Here is a 24,018-nt window from a genome sequence, read left to right on the forward strand (position 1 = left end):
GACTAACGAGATGACAAGGTGTACTATAACCCCTTCACTGCTTGATATTTTGAAATAGATCAATTTTATAGTGATTTTACGAGTTTTAAGCTCATCTAGAACGATTATTGATTCAAAACAATTCAAGAATCCACCATCAGAAGTCCCTTTTAATGCTCCATCGAGTGAACTTATCCAAGCCATTGATTACTAATGATGATATTGTTAACAATATATATCAATTCGTGTTCGATGATATCTGACATTTGCGTATACACTTTTAGGTAACCACATGGCTTATTGTGTCAAAGGGGTTGCATGACAAATCCTGCAACCAAAACCGCTAAGCGATGAAACAAGTAAAGTCATGCTCAGAACAAGTAAGAAACTCACAGAGCGAGGATGGAGGCTCCTGTGGCCATATTAAAAATGTTTGGAAAGAAAAATTCCAACAGTCCGGTCAACTCTGATATGGACAAGCAAAGAAAATACGAAGCGCTCGTCCGAGGGTATCATCGTGACTTGTACCGCTACGCATATTGGTTGTGCAAAGATAAAGCGGTCGCGGAAGATCTAGTTCAGGAAACCTGTCTTAGAGCTTGGAAGTCACTCGATAGCCTCCAAGACGAAAAAGCTGCCAAGTCTTGGCTCATCACAATATTGAGACGAGAAAATGCGCGCCGCTTCGAACGTAAACAATTTGATTTAGTTGATATCGATGATTACGGCAATGATGCTAAAGTCAGCGATGACTCACATCATCAGCAAGAATGGCTGCAGGCACAGATCATGAAGCTCGATGTTGAATACCGTGAGCCTTTATTTCTCCAAGTTGTCGGTGGTTTCAGTGGAGAAGAGATTGGCGACATTCTTGATTTAAATAAAAACACAGTGATGACTCGACTATTTCGCGCTCGTAATCAACTTAAAGAGATGTTGGATTCTCAAGATACCAAGAGAGGACAAAAGAATGGATGATTTAGAATTTCGTCGTCGTATTTTGTCGGATCCAAAACAAAAGGATGAAGAGATTCTGCAAGCTTTAGCTGGTAGCGACGCCAACAATAAGTTTGTTGATGACGTTTTGGATCTCGATGTAAAAATTAAACAAGCCATGAATGTGGATGTACCCGAAGATCTCGCAGATAAGATTTTATTTAGCCAGACGTCGAGTGCACTTGATGAAGAGAAGGTCGTAAGACCAAACTTTGTCCGCAAAGCAATGGCACTTGCCGCTTCTATTGCGTTCACCGTAGGGTTATTAGTTGGCCAAGTAAACTGGGGAAATGTTTTGGTGTCTCCAGCACAAGCCAGTTTAGCGGATACCGCGATGAAACACGTTATTCATGAAGAACCGTTTGTTCGTCATCTTGATGAGGATGTACCGAGCTCGCAAATTAATGCGAAAATGTCGCCATTTCATTACCAGTTTAGTGAAAACTTTCCATATCACGTTTACTACCTAAACCACTGCGGTTTTGGCGAATCCAATGCGGTGCATATGGTGTTCCAAGGTCCAAAAGGTAAAGTAACGTTATTTATTACTGGTATTCCAAGCGAACAAAGTACCGACTTTAGTAAGGATGGCATGACCGGAATCGTTCAGCCCGTCGGGAGTTCAAGCCTGATTTTAGTCGGGGAAGAAGGTGAAAATATTGATGCGCTCGCTACGACTCTTGCATCAATGATTAAGCCGATGTAACAACTTCGACGATTTCCAGCCTTCAAAAGGTTAAATGCCGCTAAATGATCTTATTTAGCGGCATTTTTGTATAAATAGAACACAAAACATTCACCACCCCTATCGCATTTAGAGCTTAAACTCTAAATTATGCATTTTAAGTGCAATTTCCCGTCTTTTAGACATCATTTCTGCAATTTTTATTCAATGGTCGGATTTGTCCAAGCAACTATTGATACTACTATCTGCGCCACTGAGCAAAAGCTCAATTTATCGTCCAAAGAGACGAATCTAATAAGGAAAAACAAATGACTCAGAACACGCGTCTGTTTAAAAAGACTCTCCTAGCAGTAACGGTAGCTTTTGCCTCAGGTCAATCGATGGCAGCGGGTTTCCAAATCAACGCTCAATCAGCAACTGGCATCGGCCGTGCATTTGCTGGTGATGCGGTAATCGCAGATAATGCAGCAGTAATGGCTCGTAACCCAGCAGCAATGGCTCTGTTTGATAAAATGGAACTGTCGCTAGGTTTCGAAAGCATTACTTCAATGATTGAAGTGAAAGATGCGAAATATAACGTTAATACTCCTTTGGGCTCCAATACTGTAAGTGTTGCTGATACTGATGATGTGGGTGATACGTCAATAGCTCCAAACATTCACCTAATCGTTCCAGTAAATGACAAGTTTGCATGGGGCGTAAACGCATACTCTAATTTCGGCACTAAAACTGAATTTTCAGATAACTACACCGCAAAAGAGTACGGTGGTCTTACGGATGTAAAAAGCTTCAACTTTGGATTGGCGGGTTCTTACCGTTTAAACGAACAATGGAGCTTTGGTGCTGGTTTAGATTTAATCTACGGCCAAGGCACAATGAAGCGTACAACTAGCTCTTCAGTCCCAAGGGTTGGCGGTCAAAAAATTCTGGACGTAGATAAAGCTGATGGTTGGGCTGTTGGTTTTAACGTAGGTACTGTGTACGAACTAGATGAAAACAACCGTTTTGGTCTAGCGTATCGTTACAGCCCTGAATTTACGGCGAAAGACGACAAAGGTCAGGAAATCACGCTACCTCTACCAGATATGGCCGAGTTTTCCGGTTTCCACAAAATCCAAGACACTAAATTTGCTGTACACTACAGCATCCAATACATCGGCTGGAAAGATTTCGACCAAATTGATTTTGAGAACCTAAATCAGGGTTTACTTAAAGGTGGTTACTCGAAAGACTATCAATGGCAAGATGGCTGGCACTACGCAATTGGTGGTACTTACTACCTAAACAACAACTGGACACTTCGTGCTGGTTACATGTACGACACAAGCGCTCAAGATAAAGTAACGTCTATCTCGGTACCAGACTCAGATCGCCAGTGGTTCTCCACAGGTTTCTCTTACCATATTGATAATAGCTCAAACATCGATTTTGGCTTCACGTACTTGTTAGGTGAAGATGTAAAAGTTAATGAGAATACTCAATTAGCTCCTGGTCTTTCTACCGGTGTAACAGCAACAACTCATGCTGATGCAATTCTATTCGGCTTACAATACAGCCGTAGCTTCTAAACGCTTCGCTGTTAGTTAGTAGAAAAATACTTTATATAAAAGGCTGGATTTCCAGCCTTTTTTCATATCTGCGATTTATTGCCCACTCAATTTGAGTGAACACGTGTATCTAAATCTCACAATTAGGACGCACAGCTGTTCGCTGAATTCCGTTTACAAGCCTTTCACAGTTAGATTATTAAACCACATAAATAATATTTGAAAGGATAATATTCCAAATGACCACTTGCGCTGGATTTTCATTTCTAAAGTAAAAACTCTACCTTTAAACTTTCGTCCCACGTTATAAACAAATCAGCGAACATTCGAATGAAAACCAACAAGACTCTTCTATCAACAGCAGTGGCATTAAGCCTACTTGGCACAACGGGCATGGCTAACGCAGCAGGTTTCCAACTTGCTGAATATTCTGCAACAGGCCTAGGTCGAGCATATGCTGGTGAAGCTGCAATGGCTGACAACGCAAGTGCACAATGGCGTAACCCAGCAATGCTAACTTATTTGGAAGGCACTCAAGTGTCCGTTGGTGCAATCTATGTGAACCCAAATATTGATATTGAAGGTGATGTAAACTTCCACGGTAGCACTTCTTCTGCATCTTCAGATGACTTCGCACATGATGCAATCATTCCAAACTTCTACCTATCACACCAATATAATGAGAAATTCGCGATTGGTTTGGCATTTGGCACCAACTACGGCATGGAAACCGATTTAGGTAAAGGCTTTGGTGCATCGCACTTTGGTAACGAAGCAAGCGTAACGACAATGGAAGCGAACTTAAACGCAGCTTACAAAGTCAATGAATCGATCAGCGTTGGTGGTGGTATCCGTTACATCATCGGCGAAGGCAGCTTTGGCGCAGCAGCTCCTAAGAATAACGTTGTAGGGTTAAATCCTGAAACTAATCAACCAATCAGTGTTCCTCAAGGTACCGCTCTAAAATACATGGAAGGTGACGATACCGCTTGGGGCTGGCAAGTTGGTACAGCATGGCAGATCAATGAAAATAACCGTATCGGCTTCGCGTACAAATCTGAAGTTGAACTGAAGCTTGAAGGCCATGCTGAAGGTCTTGGTTTTGGCTTCGGTACTTCTGAACGCGACAACGGCTACATGTATCTAAACCTGCCTGCAACGGCTGAGTTGGCAAGCTTCCACCAAGTAACAGACCAACTTGCGTTACACGCAAGCGTTAACTGGACGGATTGGAGCTCTTTCGAGAAATTGGAAGCACGTCTAAATACTGCTGGCACGCATATGGTTAAAGTAGAAAACTGGGAAGACAACTATCGCTTTGCTGTTGGTGCTACTTACCAGCTTGATCCTAAGCTAGCGCTACGCACTGGTATTGCATACGATACTTCAGCGGTAAGCGACAAAAACCGCACGATTACTATTCCAGAAACTGACCGCACTTGGCTAAGTATTGGCGCAACGTACGATTGGACGAAAGACTTCAGCCTAGACGCTGGCTTCACCTATATTTTTGCGAAAGACGCACCAATCGTTGAGTCTCGTGGTTACAAGTCAGACGACACTGCAGAACAAGTCGGCGGCCAATTTGTAGGCGAAACTACGGGTAATGTTTGGCTAATCGGTGTTCAAGCAAACTACCGTTTCTAACCAAGCGGCAAAATACAAAAAAGGCTTAGCATCAGCTAAGCCTTTTTTCATTTCTCTATTGTGAAGAACAACGCTTAAAAGTCTTCTAGATATTCATCTAAATACTCTTCTTCTTCGATGTTAACTTCTTCTACCGTTTCAACTTCTGCTTTAAAGTTTTGACGCTGGATATAAACATCGCGAGTAAGAATATATGGATCCGGCGACGAGTCTAGCTGCGCTTCTTGCGGTACTAACAAAGCACGCTTCTCCATTCCTTCAAACGCCCACTTACCCAAACTCGCCCAGAAGTTGAGATAAGAGAGGGGTAAATACGTACTATCTACGGTATCTGTCACTTCACGTAAGGTATACGGACCATAACCTGGAACCATGAAGTAAGGACCATTTCCAACACCATAGTGGCCTACTGCATCACTGAACGCTTTCTCGTCGTACTTCGTAATACCCGCGGCACTTGCAATATCGAATAAACCGAAAATACCGAACGTCGAGTTAATCCAAAAACGGTTAAAGTGGTCCACGGCTTTCGTACCATTACCCATGATTAAGTTATTAACCATGCTTGCTGGCTCATCTAAGTTCGATAAGAAGTTAGCGATACCAGAACGAATAGGAACTGGCGTGTATTCTACATACGCAAGTGATACAGGACGAACCAAATACGGATCTAAATATTCGTAGTTGAGTTCCCACATGGTTCGGTTAAAGCCTTCCAACGGGTCATACACATCAGAAGTCGTTTGATTTGTTTCTTGTCCTGTTACTGCTTCATCAGGCGCACTTGAACAGCCAACCAGTCCAACGGCTAACAGCAACAAGAAGGTAGATTTACCCTTGTTATACATTTTATTTTCCATAACGACTATTAATGTACCTAAGTCACCCCGATTAACCATTGTACGTATGTTGAGCAGGATACATAGTAAAGATGACTCAGATATGGGAATAAATAAAGGCCAGCAATCGCTGGCCTTCGGTATTCTACTCGATCGTTTAGAGTCATACCACTAAAGGCAACTGACTCTACCTCGTTGTCATGTTTCAGAGACAGATGTTAACAATTAATACTGCTGATCAATGGTCACTTCTACTGGTGCGCCAAATTCAACGACGTCACTTTCTCCGTGCCAATCTTGATCACGCGTTGCTACGTTACCGTCAGAATCTACACGCACACGGACGATTAGCTTATCGAGTGAAGATAACTTTTGCCCTTGCATCATGGCATTGCCATCATCTAATACGACTGTGCGAGGGAAAGTACCTAGCGGATAACGAGCAGCAGCCACAGGCATTGGAGAGCCATCTGAACGATGTACTGACACAATCAGAACTGCGTTTGGATCCAACTGAGCATTTGGTGCCACATTAATTGTCACAGCTACACTCTTATCCGGTGAAACCGCTTCGCCCATTTGCTTACGAGCACTCTCAATACTGCGTGACAACATCTCGTAGCGGCTATCTTCTGGACCAATCATTTGCTGCATGATTCCCCAGTACTTTATGGCTGCCGGGAAGTCTTGACGCTCAAACGCATCGAACGCTAACAAAGAAAACACACGCAGATCGACATAGTCTTGCTGCATCAGCTTGCCGAGTAATGAGCGAGCCGTCGCTTGATCCATTTCCTCTTGAGACAGCATCAGAGCTTGTGCATAACCCAACATCACATCTGGGTCTTTTGGCTCTAGGCGGTACGATTTTTCCATCGCATCGATAGCTGTGGTGACATCACGATTTGCTAACGCAATACGACCTAGCAGTAACCAACCTGTCGAGTCTTCCGGCTGGTAATGTAAGCGAGTTCGAAGGGCTAGGGTCAAATCCGCCATTTCATCGTCACTCAGCGGCTCAGAAGAAGCCGACATCAGCTTTTTCGATAACTCAGGTAGATTTGCAGACACTTCTTGCCATTGAACAATATCGTCTGACGCGCCAAATTTATAATACAAACCATAGCTCAGCACCACCGTCAGAATTACCGATGGAACTAAAACCGCGATTGGAGAAACCTTGGTTTCTTTTTGCGCTTTATCACCAGGGATATCGTCAAGCAGTGATTGCTTTAGATCAGAAATCAGTTCGTCTTCACTTTCAACCAGACCTTCGTCAGTTTCTTCTGCAAGCTCAGATAGTCGGTCTTTATAAAATGCCTTGTTGAGCTCATCGCGTAACACATCATCATTGTTCGCTTTTTGTTTAAGCAGCGGCAAAGCCACCAGCGCACAAGCAATAAGCGTGAGAGCAACGGTGGAAATCCAAAATAGTGTCATTACTTCTTATCTCCGTTGTTCTCTTCTTCAAACAATGCTTTTAAACGAGCTTCTTTTTGCTCATCCCATTGCTCGTCACTGCTCGCTTTTGCCTTAACTTTAGGTTTACGGCTACGCAGTACAATCAAACCAAAACCACCCAGTACTACAGCGAGTGGCCCTAGCCACAAAATCGCAGTCGCGACCGTAAATGGTGGGTTGTAAGTCACGAAGTTACCGTAACGGGCGATCATGTAATCAACGATCTCATCTTTGGACTTACCTTCTTTGGTCATTTCGTACACCTTATGGCGTAAGTCCTGAGCAAGTTCAGCGTTAGAATCCGAGATCGTGTTGTTCTGACATTTAGGGCAACGGAGCGTATGGCTTAACTCTTTGAACTGCTGTTCTTGTTCCAAATTATCAAACTCGTACACTTCAATGGCCGCATGAGCAGCAAGAGATAATGTCATCGCAGCAAAAACGGCAAGAATTAGCTTTCTCATTGCTTCGCCTCCTCAACCAATTTGTTGTAAAGCGGCTCCAGTGTTTCTGACCAATTACGTGGGTTTACATCCCCTACATGGCGATAGCGAATCACACCATTTGCATCAATAATGAATGTTTCTGGAGCACCATAAACACCAAGGTCAAGGCCAAGCATACCACTGCCATCAAATAGGCTGATCAAGTACGGGTTGCCGAGATCATTCAGCCAACCTATTGCTTTATTACGATCATCTTTGTAATTCATACCGATGATCTTAACGCCCTTACCCGCCAATTCGTTTAGGTATTTATGCTCTGCATAACACGTTGGGCACCACGTTGCCCAAACGTTCAAGAGCAACGGTTCACCTTTAAAAATTGATTGGTCGTACTGTTTTCCAGGCTCAGCCAGATCTTCTAAATGAAATTCAGGAACTGGCTTACCAACCAAAACCGACTCCAATTTAGTTGGATCATCGCCCTCTTGGTTACGCATTAATTGGGTTGCGAAAATGCCCGCTAGAATCATGAAAGCGACAAGCGGAATAAATAAGATTTTCTTATTCATGTTATGCCTCCTGCTCTTTTGACTTCGCGTTTTTCTTCGGCGATTTACGGAAGCGGTAGCGTTTATCAGAAATCGCTAGTGCGCCGCCTAATGCCATAATCAAAGAGCCAGCCCAAATCCAACGAACGAACGGTTTATAGTAAATACGAACAGCCCAAGATCGGTTGTCGTCTAAACGTTCACCCATTGCAATGTATAGGTCGCGGCTAATACCACGGTCAATGGCTGCTTCAGTCATCATAGACTTAGCCGTACGGTAGAAGCGCTTCTCTGCGTGAAGCGTATTCACGTATTTGCCATCATGTGTGATCTCAAAGTCTGCGATGTAGCCATCGTAGTTTGGACCATCTTTATCACGCAAGCCTGAGAAGTAGAAATCATAACCTTGAATTTGGAAGTGTTCGCCAGGTGCTAAACGTACATCTCGCTCGATGCTGTAGTTCTGTACCATCGCAATACCGATAACAGATACCGCCAGACCAACATGACCCAACATCATTGCCCAGTGGCTACGTTGCAGCTTGCGAACACCTTCACTAAAGCTATGACGGTGCGTTGCTCGCTCGTACAATTCAAAGCCATGCATCGCAATAATCCAAATCGCCATCACCCAACCAATGTAAGCCATGGTTGAGAAGAAATCGGCAAACAGGTACACGCATAGCGCGGCCAAAGCGAAAGCAAGCACACCTGAAACGAGCATTGGTTTCACAAGTTTAGATAAACTGTCTCGCTTCCAGCGAATAAGAGGACCAATACCAAGCAGAAAAGCAAATGGCATCATTAACCACGCAAATAGCATGTCAAAGAATGGCGCACCGATAGAGACCGACCCCAAACCAAGCTGCTTGTGTACGAGCGGCAACAGTGTCCCCACTAACACCACAACAAGAGCGGCGATAAGTAATACGTTGTTGGCTAAGAGCGCATTTTCACGTGAGACTAAGTCGAAGTTACCTCGTACACGCACTGCTGCCCCTTTTACGGCAAACAGCAATAAAGAGCCGCCGATAACGAAAACGAGGAAGCCTAGAATAAACATACCGCGCGACGGGTCAGACGCGAACGCGTGCACCGATACTAAAATACCGGAACGGACTAAGAAGGTGCCCAACAAACTCAACGAAAATGCAGAGATTGCCAATAGTACCGTCCACGCTTTAAATGTGCCGCGTTTTTCTGTCACGGCAAGAGAGTGCATTAATGCGGTACCCGCTAACCAAGGCATGAATGATGCGTTTTCTACTGGGTCCCAGAACCACCAGCCACCCCAGCCAAGTTCGTAGTAAGCCCACCAAGAACCTAGTGCGATACCAAGTGTTAAAAATACCCATGCTGCGGTTGTCCAAGGACGAGACCAACGAGCCCAAGCCGTGTCAAGGCGTCCGGTCATTAGGGATGCGATAGCAAAAGAGAACGCAACCGAGAAACCAACATAGCCCATGTAAAGCATTGGCGGGTGAACAATTAAACCAGGGTCTTGAAGCAGAGGGTTCAAGTCACGTCCGTCAACCGGGAAGAACGGTAACGTACGTAGGAATGGATTTGACGTTAAGATGATAAACAGTAGGAAACCCACTGAGATCATGCCCATAACAGCAAGTACACGTGCAACCGACTCTTGCGGCATACCACGACTAAACGTCGCTACAGCGACAGTCCAAGCAGCTTGGATTAACACCCATAGCAACAGTGAACCTTCGTGTGCACCCCATACTGCGGTTAAACGGTAGTACCAAGGAAGCTGACTATTCGAGTTGCTCGCTACATACTGTAACGTGAAGTCGTTGGTATAAAATCCCCAACATAAAATGGCGAAAGAGAACAACAGCATCAGGAACATAGACCAAGATAGCGGTCGCGCTGTGTTCATGAGCATGGTGTTATTATTCGATGCTCCCCACAATGGCAATACGCTCAACAGCACTGCCATTGCAAGCGAAAGAATGAGAGCAAAGTGACCGATTTCAGCAATCATTGGCCGCTTCCTTGTTTCTGTTCGGTGCTGTATTGAAGCGGTTCATGCGTTTTCTTCATCGCTTCTGCAATTTCTGGTGGCATGTATTCTTCATCGTGCTTCGCTAGGACCTCAAATGCCTCAACTGTCGTGGCATCTTTCAGTACACCTTGAGCAACAATACCCTGCCCTTCACGGAACAAGTCAGGAAGAATACCGTCATAGGTAATCGTCACTTTCGGACCGACATCGTGCAGGTCAAAACTCACTTTCAAAGAATTAGGATCTCGACGAACTGAGCCCACAACCACCATTCCACCGATACGCAGACGCTGGCCTACTTCTGGCTTGGTGCCATCTGGCTTACCATTAACCAATTCCGTTGGAGTATAGAAAAGGTCCATATTTTGGTTAAGCGCATAAAGTATCAAACCAATGGTGGCACTAATACCGATAAAGATCGCTAGTACAATACCTAGCCTCTTTTTACGTCTCGGGTTCATAAGGTGTTCTCCATGTTCTTCGCTGCGTCGATACGAGCTTGACGGTCAATTTTTGCTTTCACTTCTTTCAATAATGCATCACCGCGGCGAAGGCTAGTGATCAGAAGAATCAGCATGGATAAGAAAGTAATACCAAACGCACTCCATACGTATGATGCGTAGCCACCCATGGCAAAAAAGTCGCTCAGAGATTCAAAATGCATAATCAGTTACCTCACTGAGTTTGTTCTGTTGCGAGTTTGCGCACCCAAGGGCGGTGACTTTCTTTACTGATGATTTCGTTACGAAAACGGACCATCGTCACGGCACCAAAGAAGAACGCAAAGCCAAAGATGTTCAGCAATAACGGCCAAAGCATGTCGGATGAAATAGAAGGTTGTTCAAATTTCGTGATCGTCGCACCTTGATGAAGCGTGTTCCACCATTCCACGGAAAAGTGAATGATAGGTAGGTTTACTACGCCTACGATCGCTAAAATACCAGCAGCTTTTGCGGCGGTTTTTTGATCGTCAAACGCATGGTAAAGCGCAATCACACCAAGGTAGAGAAATAGAAGAATCAATTCAGATGTAAGACGGGCATCCCATACCCACCAAGTGCCCCACATAGGCTTGCCCCAAACAGCACCTGTAAGTAGAGCAATAAAAGTAAATACTGCACCAATCGGAGCCATCGCAAGTGCCGCCATATCAGATAGGCGAACTTGCCATACTAGGCCAATAAATGCAGCGATCGCCATCGACATATAAACGCCCATAGACCAAATAGCTGATGGGACATGAATGTAGATGATTCGGAAACTGTCACCTTGTTGGTAATCTGAAGGCGCAAATGCAAGCCCCCAAACCGTACCAACCGATAAGCATACGAGGGCCAATACAGAAAACCAAGGCAGAAACTTACCACTCAAACGATAAGCTGCTTCTGGCTTGGCATAAGGATGTAGCCATTTCCACATGTTTTGTTCTCACTCTTACTTCAGGGACACTGTCTAAAGGGTTGAGACCGTAGCAGTGCTTTAATAATAATTCTTTGATCAAGCGCCGCTTCATTGGCACTTTATTGAGTTAGTTGACACTAACTCGTAATGCGGCACTGATGGCAAAAGGCGTTAATGTCATCGCCCCCATTAGCATCGCACCTAAAATCGCTAGTTGACCGTTATACGCCATACCGAGTGCGGCAGCATCAATTGCCGATGTTGCGAAAATCAAAATTGGGATGTAGAGCGGAAGAATAAGCAAACTCAAAAGAACGCCACCCTTTTGCAACCCAACAGTCAACGCCACACCAATGGCGCCAATAAAACTTAGTGTTGGTGTACCGATCATCAAGGTTAATACAACCGATAGCCAAGTATTGAAGTCGAGCGAAAGTAAAACCGCCAATAATGGGCTAATTAAAATCAGAGGTAACCCTGTTAACAACCAATGTGCTATGACCTTTGAAACCACTACAAGTTGCAATGGAATCGGCATTAGCATCATTTGTTCTAGTGCACCGTCTTGAAAATCATCACGAAATAGACGCTCTAATGATAATAAGGCGGACAGCAATGCGGCAACCCAAACGATGCCCGCTGCAATACGTGCTAACAAATTAGGTTCTGGTCCAATACTCAGAGGAAAGAGAGTAATGACAATAATAAAGAACCACAGCGGGTTTAGAATGTCTGCCTGACGGCGAAATGCGATTAGGAGCTCACGACGAATGATGGTGGTCATCGAGGAAATCATATCAGTCACCCAGCTTTATTTTTCTAAGTTTCGGGCTGTCCGCAAACATATCTTGATGCGTCGTCAACACAACAATACCGCCATTATCAGCATGACTTGCGAACAAAGATTCAAGCACCTTGACGCCTTGCTTATCAATGGCAGTCAACGGCTCATCTAAAATCCATAAAATTTGCTTACTGAGCCATAACCTTGCCAATGCGACTCGTCGTTGCTGACCTGCGGAAAGTTGTGCTACAGGCACATCTTCTCGACCAGCTAATCCTACTTGAGTCAAAGCGATAAAGATTTCTTCGTCTGAAGAGCGATTATTTTGAATAGATTGATAAAAACGTAAGTTTTCTAATGCGGTAAGCTCTCGTTTCACTCCTGTTTGATGTCCTAAGAAAAGCAGATCTTGATGGAAAACATCACGAGATTTTTCAACCTCTTCGCCTTTCCATTTAATGACACCTTCTTCTCTATCACCTAACCCTGTCACAATCCGTAGCAATGTAGTTTTACCAGTACCATTACGCCCTTCGATCTGGACCAATTCACCAGGCTTAATTTCAAACTGCAGGTTTTCAAACAGAACCCTTTCATCACGGATTGCTGTCAGGTTAGACACTTCTAACATAGAGCTTCAACTAAAAAATGAACGAGCCGCTATATTAGCACAGCTTAGTTATGACAAAACAGGATAAGAGGGCTAGGTTACATGTAAGTTCATGTATTTTTGTTAATTAATCATCACACTTTAATAAAATTAACTATAAGTAGTTATAAGCGCTCATTTTGAATTTGAGAGGCCAGAGCTAAGAGCAAGAACGACTGAAGGTTATCTAGGGTTGTATTGAAGAAGAGCATTAGCGGCTAAAAACAAAAAAGAGGCGTAATAACGCCTCTTTTTTATCGCTTGATAACCTTTAGCGTCGACGACGTCCACGCGTTGGATATTCTGCATCATCTGATGGCTGACCACTTAATGGTGGAATCTTCTCTTTCCCCGCCAGTTTCTTCTGCAGTGAAAGCATCAACTCAGCTTCGGCTTTTGGTAGTTCGCACTCTTCAATCAGCTCGTTGATATCAGCGCCAAGCTGTACCATTTTAGAAGCGCGACTGTACAAGCGACCATCAGTATCAGCGTGTTCGAGTTCGCGAATTCTCTCGTTTAAGTGCTGAATAATGTCTTGTTGCTCCGTCACTTTTTGTCCAAGACCAACGACAACCGAGCGCACTTCGAGTAACTGCTTACTCAACTTTTGCACTTCTTTATCTGCGTGTCGAGATTGAGCTCGTTGTTGGTCTAACTGCTTTTGTAACCCAGAGCGAATCCGCAGTTGCAAAACAACCAAAACTAACACAATAAAAGCGACGCCACCCGCAAGGAATGGAGCAGATAAAAGAGTCTCTTCAGCCATCATCATTCAGCCATTAAAGGTGAGCCATCTCGTCCCACTCGTCATCTGTTAGCAGCTTGTTCAAATCCACAAGGATAAGAAGCTTGCCGTCACGGTTGCTCACACCCTGGATGAACTTCGCACTCTCGTCGGTACCAACAGAAGGCGTCGTATCAATTTCAGAAGAACGCAGATAAACGACTTCTGCCACGCTATCTACTAAGATACCAATCACTTGACGCTCTGACTCGATCACAATAATACGAGTGTTGTCGGTGACTTCGCCTTCCATCAGGCCAAAACGTGAACGTGTATCGATAACAGTAACTACATTACCGCGTAGGTTGATGATACCAAGTACATAATCTGGTGCACCTGGAACAGGGGCAATTTCAGTATAACGAAGTACTTCACGAACTTGCATTACGTTGATGCCGTACGTTTCTTCTTCTAGCTGGAACGTCACCCACTGAAGAACTTCGTCATTCGATGCATCTTTCTTCACTTCTACTTCAAAAGCTTGAGACATAGTTAATCCTCGTTAATGTCGTTCCCGACTTAAATCTAATTCAGTGATTTGACATCTAAACCGGCGTTTAGCATGTCAATGAGCGCCTGGACATGAATTAAGGCACACATTTTTTCTTTTACCATGCCCGCTAGCCAAGGGCGTTTACCCGCCTGCTCACGCCAGCGAACCTTGTCGATATTAAGCGTTTCAGTCCCCATTAATTGATTACTGGCCAACCCCCACATGCTCTCACCAAGCATGACGACATATTGGTAGTTATCTTTATAGCTATCATCACGAAGCTTATCTGCCATCACCCATTTCGCGGTATCGACGACATCAAACTGTTGCTCGCGATTTGTTTGTAGCCCCAAATACCAGGCGGGTTTTCCTATCAAATGGTTAAGCTCGCTAATGCGATGAATACCACCTAACTCATCAAGAGGTACAGCAAACGTGACACCATTCACATCAAAGTAAAGAACTTGGAAGTCCTCACTTCGCTTCGTGCTTTCCCAGACCGTTGGTATATCGGAATCTGCTTGTGTTTCGAGTTCAGTATCGACGTTCGATTCTATATTGATACTTTGTTCGATCACTGCGTGAGGTTCATCCACCTCTGGTTGAGCTTCCTCAAAAACTGGCTCATCAATCACCCAGTCCTGTATTTCCTCAACACCCTGAAGCTCAGGCACCTCACTAAAGGTTTGTACCTCAGGCTCAGCCGCTTTTATCTCTGCTGCAATATCAATCGTATTTTGTTCAAGAATACTATCAATATCCAACTCAGCCACTGGGTTGCTTGCTTCAAGCTGACTTAATAGCCTTTGAACATCTTCCAGGTTTGGAGCTTCCAACTCTGGCGGATATGTTTCTTGAAACTGGTACGTTTCTGGCTCCGAGTATTGTAGCTGCAATTCTGGCTCTGGCTCTGGCTCTGGCTCTGGCTCTGGCTCTGGCTCTGGCTCTGGCTCTGGCTCTGGCTCTGGCTCTGGCTCTGGCTCTGGCTCTGGCTCTGCAGATGATACCTCTTGAGCCAATAGGTCAAGGTCTTCCTCAAGAGTCGTTATTTCAGTTTCATCATCCAGTAATGCATTAAAGTAGTCATCAAGTGCTTGTTCACTGGACAGCACATCATTACTGCTCATCGAACGCCAACCTCTCCAGATAAATCAGTAGCTGTTTATAGGCAAACACACCACGACTACCAGATGCAAAATGCGACGCTGGCAAGTGCTTTAAACTGGCATCGCGGAACTTGGTATCAATAGGCACCGCTGAGGTCCACACTTGATTTGGGTAATCTTTTTTCAGTTGCATCAATGTCTGCAATGACGCTTTCGTGCGCTTATCGTACATGGTTGGGACGATAGTCACTTTGAAACCGCCCGGGCGAGATTTTTGCATAATGGTTAGCGTACGCATCATGCGCTCTAGACCTTTCATCGCCAAAAACTCTGTTTGAACAGGAATCAAAATTCGGTCACTGGCTGCCAACGCGTTCACCATCATCACGCCAAGGATTGGCGGACAATCAATCAACACATAGTCATAGTCTTGTGAGACAGTTTGCAGCGCCCGTTTTAAGATTAATCCCATACCACTGCGATTACCCATTACGCGATCAAGCGTGGCAAGGGACATATGCGCGGGAATGATATCCATTCCTTCCAGCTCTGTTTCTAAAATCAACGGCTTAACCGTCTCACGAGAAAACGTCTTCAACTGGAATAAATCAAATAGGCTCGAAGTTACTGCATCAGGATCATAACCGAGATAAGTAGTCAGTGAGGCGTGAGGATCAGTATCAACCATCAATACTCGATGGCCTTTTTGGCTCAATAAGCCCGCCAATGTCACTGTTGAGGTGGTTTTACCCACGCCTCCTTTCTGGTTAGCTACACTCCAAACAATCATGATGAATCCTAAGCTAGGCCAACTTCCACCAACATGCGTTCAGCAATGCGGTCAAGCGGTAAATCTTCTGAAGAAATACCTGCTTTAGCAACCGCTTGGGGCATGCCATAAACAACACAACTTTCTTCATCTTGTGCCCAAATAGTTGAGCCTGAAGACTTCAACATGCGAGCGCCCTCACGACCGTCTGCACCCATGCCTGTCAACACTAAAGAGAGCACTTTGTCGTCATATACTTTTGCGGCAGAACCAAAAGTCACATCCACACATGGTTTGTAGTTCATGCGGTCGCCGCCATCAATAATGCGAAGACGAGCAGCGCCCGCTCGTCCATCTACCATCATTTGTTTCCCACCTGGTGCAAGGTATGCCACACCGGGCTGTAACACATCGCCATCTTGTGCTTCTTTCACTTGAATCTTACACAAGGTGTTCAAACGACTGGCAAACGCAGCAGTAAACGTTGCTGGCATGTGTTGAATCAATACAATCGGATGCGGATAGTTCATCGGCAAGCGCGTCAGAATTTTTTGTAGAGCAACGGGGCCACCTGTTGATGTGCCAATTGCCGTCAGTTGATACTTCTTACCAGAAGCACGGTACTTTGTCGCAGCAGGTCGAGTTGGTGTTGGAGTCACAGGTGAAGCCGTTCTTGAACCTAATGATCGAGTAGTCGTGCTGGTACTCGCTGTTGGGCGAGCGATAGGTCGACGCATGAAAGCGCGCTTCGAGGCAATCTGAATCACACGCTGTTGAAGTAATGACACAGCTTCTTCACGGTTACGCGCAATGTCCTCAAACTTTTTCGGTAAGAAGTCCAATGCGCCTGCATCTAGCGCATCAAGCGTAGCTTTCGCCCCGTCGTGGGTCAGGGACGAAAACATTAGAATTGGCGTTGGAGCAGCGGCCATTATTTCACGTACAGCTGTAATGCCATCCATAACTGGCATTTCAATATCCATCGTGATGACGTCAGGTTTGAGGGATTTGGCTTTCTCAACCGCCTCTCTACCATTTACCGCAACGTCAATCACTTCTAGGCGCGATTCTGAGTTGATGATTTCGCTCACGCGACGTCGGAAAAAACTCGAATCATCAACGACTAGTACTTTAATCGCCATCTTATTCCTTTTAATAACGTCAGCTTTGCTTAAAGGCGTGAAGCCGCAGCATATCGCTTAAGTAAATCAGGCACATCTAGAATTAATGCAATATGGCCATCGCTAGTAATTGTCGCACCAGCCATACCTGGAGTGCCCTGTAATAGATTATCGAGAGGCTTAATAACCACTTCTTCTTGACCAATAAGCGTATCCACAACAAAACCAACGCGTTGGTTACCAATCTGTACAATCACCACGTGACCGTGACCTGTACGCTCTTGGACGTTTTGCGATTTAGATGCTAACCAGTTTTGTAAGTAAAATAGTGGGATAGATTTCTCTCGCACAATGATCGTCAGCTGACCATCTACCACGTTTGTACGGCTAAGATCTAAGTGGAAAATTTCACTCACCGAAGCCAGTGGTAGAGCAAACGGATGACCGCCAACACCAACCATCAGAGTCGGTAAAATCGCTAACGTTAGTGGTACTTTGATCGTAATCTTAGTGCCCTTGCCTAGCTCAGAATCGATATCGATTGAACCGTTTAAGGTATTGATCGCCGTCTTAACCACGTCCATACCCACACCACGACCAGAGATGTCAGAAATTTTATCTTTACTTGAGAAACCAGGTGCGAAGATAAGGTTGAAGCACTCTTTGTCTGTTAAACGCGCCGCCGCATCTTCATCCATCATGCCACGCTTCACCGCGATGCCACGAAGTTTGTTCGGGTCCATACCGCCACCATCATCTACGATGGATAGTTCAATATGGTCCCCTTCTTGCGATGCTGACAAAATCACTTTACCTGTGCGTGATTTGCCTGCCTTCGCGCGTGCGTCTGGCATTTCAATACCGTGATCAACTGAGTTACGCACCAAGTGAATCAACGGATCGGCCAATGCTTCTACAAGGTTTTTATCGAGGTCGGTTTCTTCACCGCGCATTTCTAGCACGATGTCTTTATTTAGGTTACGAGCCAAGTCACGAACAACGCGTGGGAAGCGGCCAAACACTTTCTTAATTGGCTGCATACGCGTTTTCATTACCGCGCCTTGTAGATCCGCAGTTACCACGTCAAGGTTAGCGACCGCTTTGGACATCTCTTCGTTGTCGCTATTCAAACCAAGGCTTAATAGGCGGTTTCGAACCAATACGAGCTCACCCACCATGTTCATGATGGTATCAAGTGTCGAGGTATCAACACGAACGGTTGCTTCAGCCTGAGGTTTTTTAACCGCTGGTGCTTTAGCTTCTTCTTTTACCGCGACTGGTTTAGATTCTGGCTTTGGTGCTGGCGCTGCTTGAACGGGTGCTGGCTTAGCAACAGGCTCAGGTTTCGCAGGGCTTTGCTCTACGTTTGCTGACGCTGGCTTCGTTGCCATATCCAATTCTTCTAGCGTTGGACCTTTACCTGAACCATGTAGCTCATCGAGTAACTTTTCGAACTCTTCGTCCGTCATTAAGTCACTGTCTTGATTTGATGAAGATGACACTGGAGCGGAAGGCTCTGCCGCTTTAGGTGGCTCTACTGGTACGGATGCAGATGCAGCAGCCTCTGCCGTAGAAGGGCTTTTTCCTACACCGTGCAGTTCATCGAGTAAACGTTCAAACTCATCATCAGTGATATCACCACTTTCAACTGATGGTGCACTCGATTGAGGCGGTTCAGATGGCGTTGTAGGTGTCGCAGACATTGAGGTGCCTGGCGCTGAACCTTTACCATGAAGCTCATCCAGTAGCTTTTCGAATTCGTCTTGGGTAATTTCATCAACAGAGCCGACACTTGATGGTGCTGACGGCGCAGCAGGTTCTTCGATGATAGGCTCGGGAATAATAGGCTCTGGAGTAGCCACTGGTTCTTCAACTACGGTTGCCGCTACTTCATCTTCTGACTCAGGTTTGCATAGACGATGAAGTTCTTCAAGAAGCTCAGGGTCCGCAGCTTCTAACGGCTCACGATCTTGAACAGCCTGGAACTGGGTATTAACCGTATCCAAGGCTTTTAGCATCGTATCCATTAAGTTTTGCGTTACCGTGCGTTGACCGTTTCGTAAAACGTCGAACACGTTCTCCGCACCATGACAAGTATCGACTAGCTCTGCCAATGAAAGGAAGCCGGCACCGCCTTTTACGGTATGAAACCCGCGGAAAATAGCATTAAGTAAGTCTTTGTCTTCTGGGTTATTTTCTAATTCAACCAACTGCTCAGAAAGCAGCTCGAGAATTTCCCCAGCCTCAATGAGAAAGTCCTGAAGAATATCTTCGTCTAAATCGTAGCTCATACGTTACCTTTAAAATCCAAGACTGGACAACAAGTCATCGACTTCGTCCTGCGATGAAACCGCATCTTCTCTCAGTTCTGGATGAAGAATCGGGCCTTCGGCTTCGCTTGTTTGTGTATTCTTTTTATCTGCCGGTTCTGACAAAACTTGAATGTGTTCTTCAAGTTTATTTCCAGAGAATACGGTTAGGATTTCCACTAAGCGGCCTTCAACTTCATTAACCAACGTAATTACGCGGCGAATGATTTGGCCAGTTAGGTCTTGGAAGTCTTGCGCCATGAGAATTTCGGTCAACTGGCCGCGCAATTCAGTGCTGTCCCCTTCGACTTGCACTAATAGCCCGTCGATTCGGTGGCACAGTGCTTTAAATTCGCTTAATTCTATGCGCCCGTGCATGAGTTCATTCCATTGAGGACGAACTTTTAGAAGGCAATCATGCAGGTTGTCAGCGATAGGAAGGCAGCAGTCGACCGCATCCATTGTTTTGTTGGCTGCAAGCTCTGTCTTCTCGATCACATAATTGAGACGATCCCTAGCGTTAGGGATTTCGTCTTTCGCAATTTCGGTCATGCGCTGATCGAGACTGAACTGCTTGAGTGATTCGTGAAGGTCTCGAGTTAACGCTCCAATTTCTTGCAGCATTGGGTTATCGGCACCTTCGTAGATCGAGGCAACAAGCATATTGGCTTGGTCTTGTTCCCCGTTTTCTAGCATTTGAACGAGTGACTTCGCCTGCTCTAGTGAGATCATTCTGAATAGACCCTTTTACGTTTAGTTCTTCTTATCACTTTGAAAACGCTAAACGAGTCATTTAATAGGTATTTAATAATTGGTATGAATGACTCGAATAACAAAGAGAAAGAGAGAGTTATAAACGCTCGAAAATTTTATCTAATTTTTCTTTTAATGTTGCAGCAGTAAATGGCTTAACAATGTAGCCGTTTACACCTGCTTGAGCAGCTTCAATGATCTGCTCACGCTTCGCTTCAGCCGTGATCATTAGAACTGGCAGATGCTTAAGTTCTGCATCCGCGCGGATGTGTTTAAGCAAATCGATGCCTTGCATACCTGGCATGTTCCAGTCAGTTACAACAAAATCGAAGTCACCTTTTTTCAGCATTGGTAATGCGGTTAAACCATCGTCCGCTTCTTGAGTGTTATTGAAACCCAAGTCACGAAGCAGGTTTTTAACAATACGGCGCATTGTTGAGAAATCATCAACAATAAGGATCTTCATGTTTTTATTCAAAATTGCCTCCACTGAATCGTAAAATCAGTGTTTTTAGTCATTTTGTGTCCACGCACTGAGCTTGGTACGTAAACGTTGCATCGCTTGACTCAGTATTTGACTTACGCGAGATTCGCTTACGCCTAACACATCGCCAATTTCTTTCAAATTGAGTTCTTCATCATAATAAAGCGAAAGAACCAAAGCTTCACGCTCTGGAAGCTGTTTTATTGATTCAACCAGTGCTTTTCGAAATGATTCATCAACTACCCCTTTGAATGGGTTGCTGTCATCGGTTTCATCCGCCGGTGAAATCACATCATCAGAAACGCCTAAATCTTCAATACCGACTAATTTTGAGCAGTTGATATCGGTAAGAGCACTATGATATTGATCCAGTGTCATACCGAGATGCGTGGCTACTTCAGAATCAGTAGGATCTCGATTTAATTCGCCTTCCAGCTCCGCAATCGCTTGGTTAATCTCTCGATTATTTTTATGAACAGAACGCGGTACCCAATCGCCTTTACGCATGTCATCTAACATTGCGCCACGAATACGGATACCTGCATAAGTTTCAAAGCTCGCACCTTTAGAACCATCATAATTCTGCTGAGCTTCGATAAGACCGATCATGCCGGCCTGAATTAAATCCTCTACCTGAACACTCGGCGGTAAACGGCCTAGTAGGTGGTGAGCAATGCGCTTAACCAACACTGAATAACGTTCAATGAACGCCTGCTGGCTATTAAATTTGCCATGTTGGTCATAGGTTATCGCTTTATTCACCAAAAGGGTCCTCTGCGAATTCGGTACGATTTAGCAACCTTTCCACAAAAAATTCCAAGTGTCCACTTGGTGTTTTCGGTAGTGGCCACGTCAACGCTTTGTTTGCTAGTGAGCTGATAGCTAAAGCGGCAGGCGAGCGTGGGAACGCATCAACGACAATTTTTTGTCTTTTTACAGCCTGTCGTACTTTATCATCTAATGGAATACATGCTACGAGTTCAAGGCTAACATTCAAGAATCGCTCTGTGACTAGTGTCAACTTTGCAAACAATTCTCGCCCTTCACGGTAGCTTCTGACCATATTTGCTACAACTTTAAAGCGTTGAACTTGGTGTTCTTTACTCAACAGCTTGATTAATGCATAGGCATCTGTGATTGACGTCGGTTCATCACACACAACTACAACCACATCTTGAGCTGCTCGCGAAAAACTGATTACCATGTCAGAGATACCAGCAGCGGTATCAATCAGCAGGACATCCATTTCGTCTTCAAGACTACCAAATGCTCGGATGAGTCCAGCATGCTGAGCGTGAGAAAGCTCTGTCATGCTCTGTGTGCCAGAAGTTGCAGGAATTATCTTTATACCATAAGGCCCTTCGACAATCGCATCTTTTAGCTCACATTCACCCGCTAAGACATGTCCTAGATTACGTTTTGCACGAATTCCGAGCATCACGTCCACATTGGCCAGACCTAAATCAGCGTCGAGAACCATCACCTTCTTGCCTTGGCGAGCCATACAAATCGCCAGACCCAGTGTTACGTTTGATTTCCCCACACCACCTTTGCCGCCAGTAACAGCAATCACTTTGGTCAACGATGGTTGTGTTAAGCGACGGAGGCCGCTTGCTTGATCGTGTATCATATTCTCAGTCATAGTAGTCCGCCGCCTTAGAGTCCTTCACTGTCACTGTTCCAAAAGTGAGGTTCGTTCTCTGTCGACTTCTCTAACAGTTCATTTGCTTTCGCAAGCATATATTTTGGTTGCGCTATCACAATGTCTTCTGGTACGCGCTGACCATTAGCGATGTAAGCTACTGGCATTGCGTTTTGAATCACTACACTGATGAATTCGCCTAGGCTTAATGACTCATCAAGCTTCGTCATAATACAACCCGAAAGTGGTATACGTCGGAAGTGATCCAGCGTTTCTTGTAGAACACGACGTTGTGCGGTAGCCGGCAAAACAAGGTAGCTGTGAATCACTTCTCCGCTCTCTTGCATTAGAGTGTCGAGCTGCTCGGAAAGCCTCACATCTCGTTGCCCCATCCCTGCCGTATCGACCAAAATCAGTCTTCTGTTTCTTAGCTGATATATAACATCGGCTAACTCGTTAGAATCTTTAGCAACTCTTACGGGACAACCCATGATTCTTCCGTAAATTGAGAGTTGCTCATGTGCACCTATGCGATATGTATCTGTTGTCACAAGGGCCACATTGTCGGCACCGTATTCCATGGCTGCGCGTGCTGCGAGTTTCGCTACGGTTGTTGTTTTCCCAACCCCAGTCGGACCCAACAATGCGACTACGCCACCACGTTTTAAAATGTCCTGTTTAGGAATATTGATTTGATCCGCCACCAGCGACAATAACGCTTTCCACGCTCGCGCTGGCTTTGTATCTTCCGGAATATAACAGGCCATCTGGTCTGCTAACTCCGGAGAAACGCCCATTCGCTCTAAGCGCTTAATCAGCATTGCTCTTAGCGGCTCACGGCGTTCTACTTCTTGCCACATCAGGCCAGAAACTTGGTGCTCCAACAGACGACGAATTGACGTCATCTCTTCGCGCATGCTTTCTAGCTCATCGGCCGATTCGTCACGCTCATCACTTGGGCGACGTCGGTCATATCGCGTCGGATCCAGCTTGGGCGTCGGACGTTCAAATCGATTGTCCTGTGCGATTAGCTTCGCCAAAGGTGAATCTGGTTGATATGGCGCTGGCTTTTCTTGGTTGTAGCCGTCGCGATGCTTATTTTGGCGTTGCAGCAAAGCAGAGAGCGAATCTTCATTTTCCGCTACGTGATCGTCAGCATCTGCTGCACCACCGCTATATTGCTTAAGCATATTAGCGAATCGCTGCGTCATTGAGCCTGTTTTTTCATTGTTACTGTTATTACTGTTCAGGCTAATTTTATCTTCATCTAAATGACGATCTTGGTAACGATCAGCAGAAGACGATGACATTTGACGATGTTCGTTATAGCGATTCGATTGAGAAGCACCGCGATTTTGCTGTGACGCTGCGCTTGCTTGAGGCGGATTAGATTCACTATCTATCGCCGCAACAATCGCTACTCCACCAGCCACTTTCTTGTTTGACATGATCACAGCTTCCGCGCCTAACTCCTCTTTCACTTGGAGCAGCGCCGTTCTCATGTCTTTGGCAAAAAATCGCTTTATTTTCAAACTATGAATCCATTAATGATGCG

Annotated in this window: 25 protein-coding genes; 4 read left to right on the plus strand and 21 right to left on the minus strand. The window is 45.1% G+C overall.

The window, feature by feature from the left end; genetic code table 11:
* Window positions 1–381: 381 nt before the first annotated feature.
* The 4 genes from N646_RS06295 to N646_RS06310 all read left to right on the plus strand — a co-directional run bounded on the left by N646_RS06295 (window position 382) and on the right by N646_RS06310 (window position 4,854).
* Window positions 382–957: a sigma-70 family RNA polymerase sigma factor gene (locus N646_RS06295; protein ID WP_005380528.1), complete on the plus strand. Its 576-nt coding sequence runs from the start codon at window positions 382–384 to the stop codon at window positions 955–957.
* A complete protein-coding gene (locus N646_RS06300; protein ID WP_017820806.1) occupies window positions 950–1,681 on the plus strand; it encodes a DUF3379 domain-containing protein in 732 nt (243 codons plus the stop codon). Before N646_RS06295 ends, N646_RS06300 begins: the two co-directional genes overlap by 8 nt.
* Before the next feature lie 287 nt (window positions 1,682–1,968).
* Window positions 1,969–3,228 carry an outer membrane protein transport protein gene (locus tag N646_RS06305; RefSeq protein WP_005380526.1) on the plus strand — a complete coding sequence of 420 codons (1,260 nt, stop codon included), beginning with the start codon at window positions 1,969–1,971 and terminating at the stop codon, window positions 3,226–3,228.
* Window positions 3,229–3,537: 309 nt separating this feature from the next.
* Window positions 3,538–4,854, plus strand: coding sequence for an outer membrane protein transport protein (locus tag N646_RS06310; RefSeq protein WP_005380525.1), 1,317 nt, complete (start codon window positions 3,538–3,540; stop codon window positions 4,852–4,854).
* A 74-nt stretch (window positions 4,855–4,928) separates the two neighbouring features.
* Here the strand turns inward: N646_RS06310 and N646_RS06315 are convergent, their stop codons facing one another.
* The 21 genes from N646_RS06315 to flhF form a co-directional block, all read right to left on the minus strand.
* Complete coding sequence (locus tag N646_RS06315) at window positions 4,929–5,702, minus strand: MlaA family lipoprotein (protein ID WP_005380523.1); 774 nt, start codon at window positions 5,700–5,702, stop codon at window positions 4,929–4,931.
* Window positions 5,703–5,918: 216 nt separating this feature from the next.
* Entirely contained in the window at window positions 5,919–7,133 is a 1,215-nt protein-coding gene (ccmI, locus tag N646_RS06320) for a c-type cytochrome biogenesis protein CcmI (RefSeq protein WP_017820807.1), read from the minus strand.
* The gene (locus N646_RS06325; RefSeq protein ID WP_017820808.1) at window positions 7,133–7,618 is read right to left on the minus strand and encodes a cytochrome c-type biogenesis protein; all 486 of its coding nucleotides are present in this window, start codon (window positions 7,616–7,618) and stop codon (window positions 7,133–7,135) included. The genes ccmI and N646_RS06325 overlap by 1 nt, the downstream gene beginning before the upstream one ends.
* Complete coding sequence (locus tag N646_RS06330; protein ID WP_005380518.1) at window positions 7,615–8,169, minus strand: DsbE family thiol:disulfide interchange protein; 555 nt, start codon at window positions 8,167–8,169, stop codon at window positions 7,615–7,617. The genes N646_RS06325 and N646_RS06330 overlap by 4 nt, the downstream gene beginning before the upstream one ends.
* Window position 8,170: 1 nt before the next feature.
* Window positions 8,171–10,147 carry a heme lyase CcmF/NrfE family subunit gene (locus tag N646_RS06335; protein ID WP_021034009.1) on the minus strand — a complete coding sequence of 659 codons (1,977 nt, stop codon included), beginning with the start codon at window positions 10,145–10,147 and terminating at the stop codon, window positions 8,171–8,173.
* On the minus strand, window positions 10,144–10,629 hold the full coding sequence (ccmE, locus tag N646_RS06340; RefSeq protein ID WP_005380516.1) for a cytochrome c maturation protein CcmE: 486 nt from the start codon (window positions 10,627–10,629) through the stop codon (window positions 10,144–10,146). The genes N646_RS06335 and ccmE overlap by 4 nt, the downstream gene beginning before the upstream one ends.
* Window positions 10,626–10,832, minus strand: coding sequence for a heme exporter protein CcmD (gene ccmD, locus N646_RS06345; protein ID WP_005380515.1), 207 nt, complete (start codon window positions 10,830–10,832; stop codon window positions 10,626–10,628). Before ccmD ends, ccmE begins: the two co-directional genes overlap by 4 nt.
* 11 nt (window positions 10,833–10,843) lie before the next feature.
* Window positions 10,844–11,587, minus strand: a complete 744-nt coding sequence (locus N646_RS06350) for a heme ABC transporter permease (RefSeq protein ID WP_005380513.1) — start codon at window positions 11,585–11,587, stop codon at window positions 10,844–10,846.
* A 109-nt stretch (window positions 11,588–11,696) separates the two neighbouring features.
* Entirely contained in the window at window positions 11,697–12,365 is a 669-nt protein-coding gene (gene ccmB / locus N646_RS06355; protein ID WP_005380512.1) for a heme exporter protein CcmB, read from the minus strand.
* A 1-nt stretch (window position 12,366) separates the two neighbouring features.
* Window positions 12,367–12,984, minus strand: a complete 618-nt coding sequence (gene ccmA, locus N646_RS06360; protein ID WP_005380511.1) for a cytochrome c biogenesis heme-transporting ATPase CcmA — start codon at window positions 12,982–12,984, stop codon at window positions 12,367–12,369.
* A 289-nt stretch (window positions 12,985–13,273) separates the two neighbouring features.
* Complete coding sequence (locus N646_RS06365) at window positions 13,274–13,768, minus strand: DUF2802 domain-containing protein (protein ID WP_031777229.1); 495 nt, start codon at window positions 13,766–13,768, stop codon at window positions 13,274–13,276.
* A 13-nt stretch (window positions 13,769–13,781) separates the two neighbouring features.
* Window positions 13,782–14,276, minus strand: coding sequence for a chemotaxis protein CheW (locus N646_RS06370; RefSeq protein WP_005380507.1), 495 nt, complete (start codon window positions 14,274–14,276; stop codon window positions 13,782–13,784).
* A 35-nt stretch (window positions 14,277–14,311) separates the two neighbouring features.
* Complete coding sequence (locus tag N646_RS06375) at window positions 14,312–15,406, minus strand: chemotaxis protein CheW (RefSeq protein ID WP_017820810.1); 1,095 nt, start codon at window positions 15,404–15,406, stop codon at window positions 14,312–14,314.
* The gene (locus tag N646_RS06380) at window positions 15,396–16,175 is read right to left on the minus strand and encodes a ParA family protein (RefSeq protein ID WP_005380505.1); all 780 of its coding nucleotides are present in this window, start codon (window positions 16,173–16,175) and stop codon (window positions 15,396–15,398) included. The genes N646_RS06375 and N646_RS06380 overlap by 11 nt, the downstream gene beginning before the upstream one ends.
* An 8-nt stretch (window positions 16,176–16,183) precedes the next feature.
* A complete protein-coding gene (locus N646_RS06385) occupies window positions 16,184–17,296 on the minus strand; it encodes a protein-glutamate methylesterase/protein-glutamine glutaminase (RefSeq protein WP_017820811.1) in 1,113 nt (370 codons plus the stop codon).
* Between the two features lie 29 nt (window positions 17,297–17,325).
* A complete protein-coding gene (locus N646_RS06390) occupies window positions 17,326–19,566 on the minus strand; it encodes a chemotaxis protein CheA (RefSeq protein ID WP_005380503.1) in 2,241 nt (746 codons plus the stop codon).
* Between the two features lie 9 nt (window positions 19,567–19,575).
* Window positions 19,576–20,316: a protein phosphatase CheZ gene (locus tag N646_RS06395; RefSeq protein WP_005380502.1), complete on the minus strand. Its 741-nt coding sequence runs from the start codon at window positions 20,314–20,316 to the stop codon at window positions 19,576–19,578.
* A 118-nt stretch (window positions 20,317–20,434) separates the two neighbouring features.
* On the minus strand, window positions 20,435–20,803 hold the full coding sequence (cheY, locus tag N646_RS06400) for a chemotaxis response regulator CheY (protein ID WP_017635949.1): 369 nt from the start codon (window positions 20,801–20,803) through the stop codon (window positions 20,435–20,437).
* A gap of 45 nt (window positions 20,804–20,848) precedes the next feature.
* Window positions 20,849–21,583, minus strand: a complete 735-nt coding sequence (locus tag N646_RS06405; RefSeq protein ID WP_005380499.1) for an RNA polymerase sigma factor FliA — start codon at window positions 21,581–21,583, stop codon at window positions 20,849–20,851.
* The gene (locus N646_RS06410) at window positions 21,576–22,463 is read right to left on the minus strand and encodes a MinD/ParA family protein (RefSeq protein WP_005380498.1); all 888 of its coding nucleotides are present in this window, start codon (window positions 22,461–22,463) and stop codon (window positions 21,576–21,578) included. Before N646_RS06410 ends, N646_RS06405 begins: the two co-directional genes overlap by 8 nt.
* Window positions 22,464–22,477: 14 nt before the next feature.
* Entirely contained in the window at window positions 22,478–23,995 is a 1,518-nt protein-coding gene (flhF, locus tag N646_RS06415; RefSeq protein ID WP_017635950.1) for a flagellar biosynthesis protein FlhF, read from the minus strand.
* Between the last annotated feature and the right edge of the window lie 23 nt (window positions 23,996–24,018).

Origin of the sequence: Vibrio alginolyticus NBRC 15630 = ATCC 17749 (genome assembly GCF_000354175.2) — a bacterium.
Classification (GTDB): domain Bacteria; phylum Pseudomonadota; class Gammaproteobacteria; order Enterobacterales; family Vibrionaceae; genus Vibrio; species Vibrio alginolyticus.

Bases quoted from the DNA above. Each gene is read 5' to 3' on its own strand.
- N646_RS06310 (WP_005380525.1), top strand. From the start codon at position 3,538: ATGAAAACCAACAAGACTCTTCTATCAACAGCAGTGGCATTAAGCCTA.
- N646_RS06390 (WP_005380503.1), bottom strand. From the start codon at position 19,566: ATGAGCTACGATTTAGACGAAGATATTCTTCAGGACTTTCTCATTGAG.
- N646_RS06335 (WP_021034009.1), bottom strand. From the start codon at position 10,147: ATGATTGCTGAAATCGGTCACTTTGCTCTCATTCTTTCGCTTGCAATG.
- N646_RS06395 (WP_005380502.1), bottom strand. From the start codon at position 20,316: ATGATCTCACTAGAGCAGGCGAAGTCACTCGTTCAAATGCTAGAAAAC.
- ccmI (WP_017820807.1), bottom strand. From the start codon at position 7,133: ATGACACTATTTTGGATTTCCACCGTTGCTCTCACGCTTATTGCTTGT.
- ccmD (WP_005380515.1), bottom strand. From the start codon at position 10,832: ATGCATTTTGAATCTCTGAGCGACTTTTTTGCCATGGGTGGCTACGCA.
- N646_RS06325 (WP_017820808.1), bottom strand. From the start codon at position 7,618: ATGAGAAAGCTAATTCTTGCCGTTTTTGCTGCGATGACATTATCTCTT.
- N646_RS06370 (WP_005380507.1), bottom strand. From the start codon at position 14,276: ATGTCTCAAGCTTTTGAAGTAGAAGTGAAGAAAGATGCATCGAATGAC.
- N646_RS06375 (WP_017820810.1), bottom strand. From the start codon at position 15,406: ATGAGCAGTAATGATGTGCTGTCCAGTGAACAAGCACTTGATGACTAC.
- N646_RS06300 (WP_017820806.1), top strand. From the start codon at position 950: ATGGATGATTTAGAATTTCGTCGTCGTATTTTGTCGGATCCAAAACAA.
- cheY (WP_017635949.1), bottom strand. From the start codon at position 20,803: ATGAAGATCCTTATTGTTGATGATTTCTCAACAATGCGCCGTATTGTT.
- N646_RS06315 (WP_005380523.1), bottom strand. From the start codon at position 5,702: ATGTATAACAAGGGTAAATCTACCTTCTTGTTGCTGTTAGCCGTTGGA.
- N646_RS06330 (WP_005380518.1), bottom strand. From the start codon at position 8,169: ATGAATAAGAAAATCTTATTTATTCCGCTTGTCGCTTTCATGATTCTA.
- ccmA (WP_005380511.1), bottom strand. From the start codon at position 12,984: ATGTTAGAAGTGTCTAACCTGACAGCAATCCGTGATGAAAGGGTTCTG.
- N646_RS06295 (WP_005380528.1), top strand. From the start codon at position 382: ATGGAGGCTCCTGTGGCCATATTAAAAATGTTTGGAAAGAAAAATTCC.
- N646_RS06305 (WP_005380526.1), top strand. From the start codon at position 1,969: ATGACTCAGAACACGCGTCTGTTTAAAAAGACTCTCCTAGCAGTAACG.
- ccmE (WP_005380516.1), bottom strand. From the start codon at position 10,629: ATGAACCCGAGACGTAAAAAGAGGCTAGGTATTGTACTAGCGATCTTT.
- N646_RS06380 (WP_005380505.1), bottom strand. From the start codon at position 16,175: ATGATTGTTTGGAGTGTAGCTAACCAGAAAGGAGGCGTGGGTAAAACC.
- N646_RS06410 (WP_005380498.1), bottom strand. From the start codon at position 22,463: ATGACTGAGAATATGATACACGATCAAGCAAGCGGCCTCCGTCGCTTA.
- N646_RS06385 (WP_017820811.1), bottom strand. From the start codon at position 17,296: ATGGCGATTAAAGTACTAGTCGTTGATGATTCGAGTTTTTTCCGACGT.
- ccmB (WP_005380512.1), bottom strand. From the start codon at position 12,365: ATGATTTCCTCGATGACCACCATCATTCGTCGTGAGCTCCTAATCGCA.
- N646_RS06365 (WP_031777229.1), bottom strand. From the start codon at position 13,768: ATGGCTGAAGAGACTCTTTTATCTGCTCCATTCCTTGCGGGTGGCGTC.
- N646_RS06350 (WP_005380513.1), bottom strand. From the start codon at position 11,587: ATGTGGAAATGGCTACATCCTTATGCCAAGCCAGAAGCAGCTTATCGT.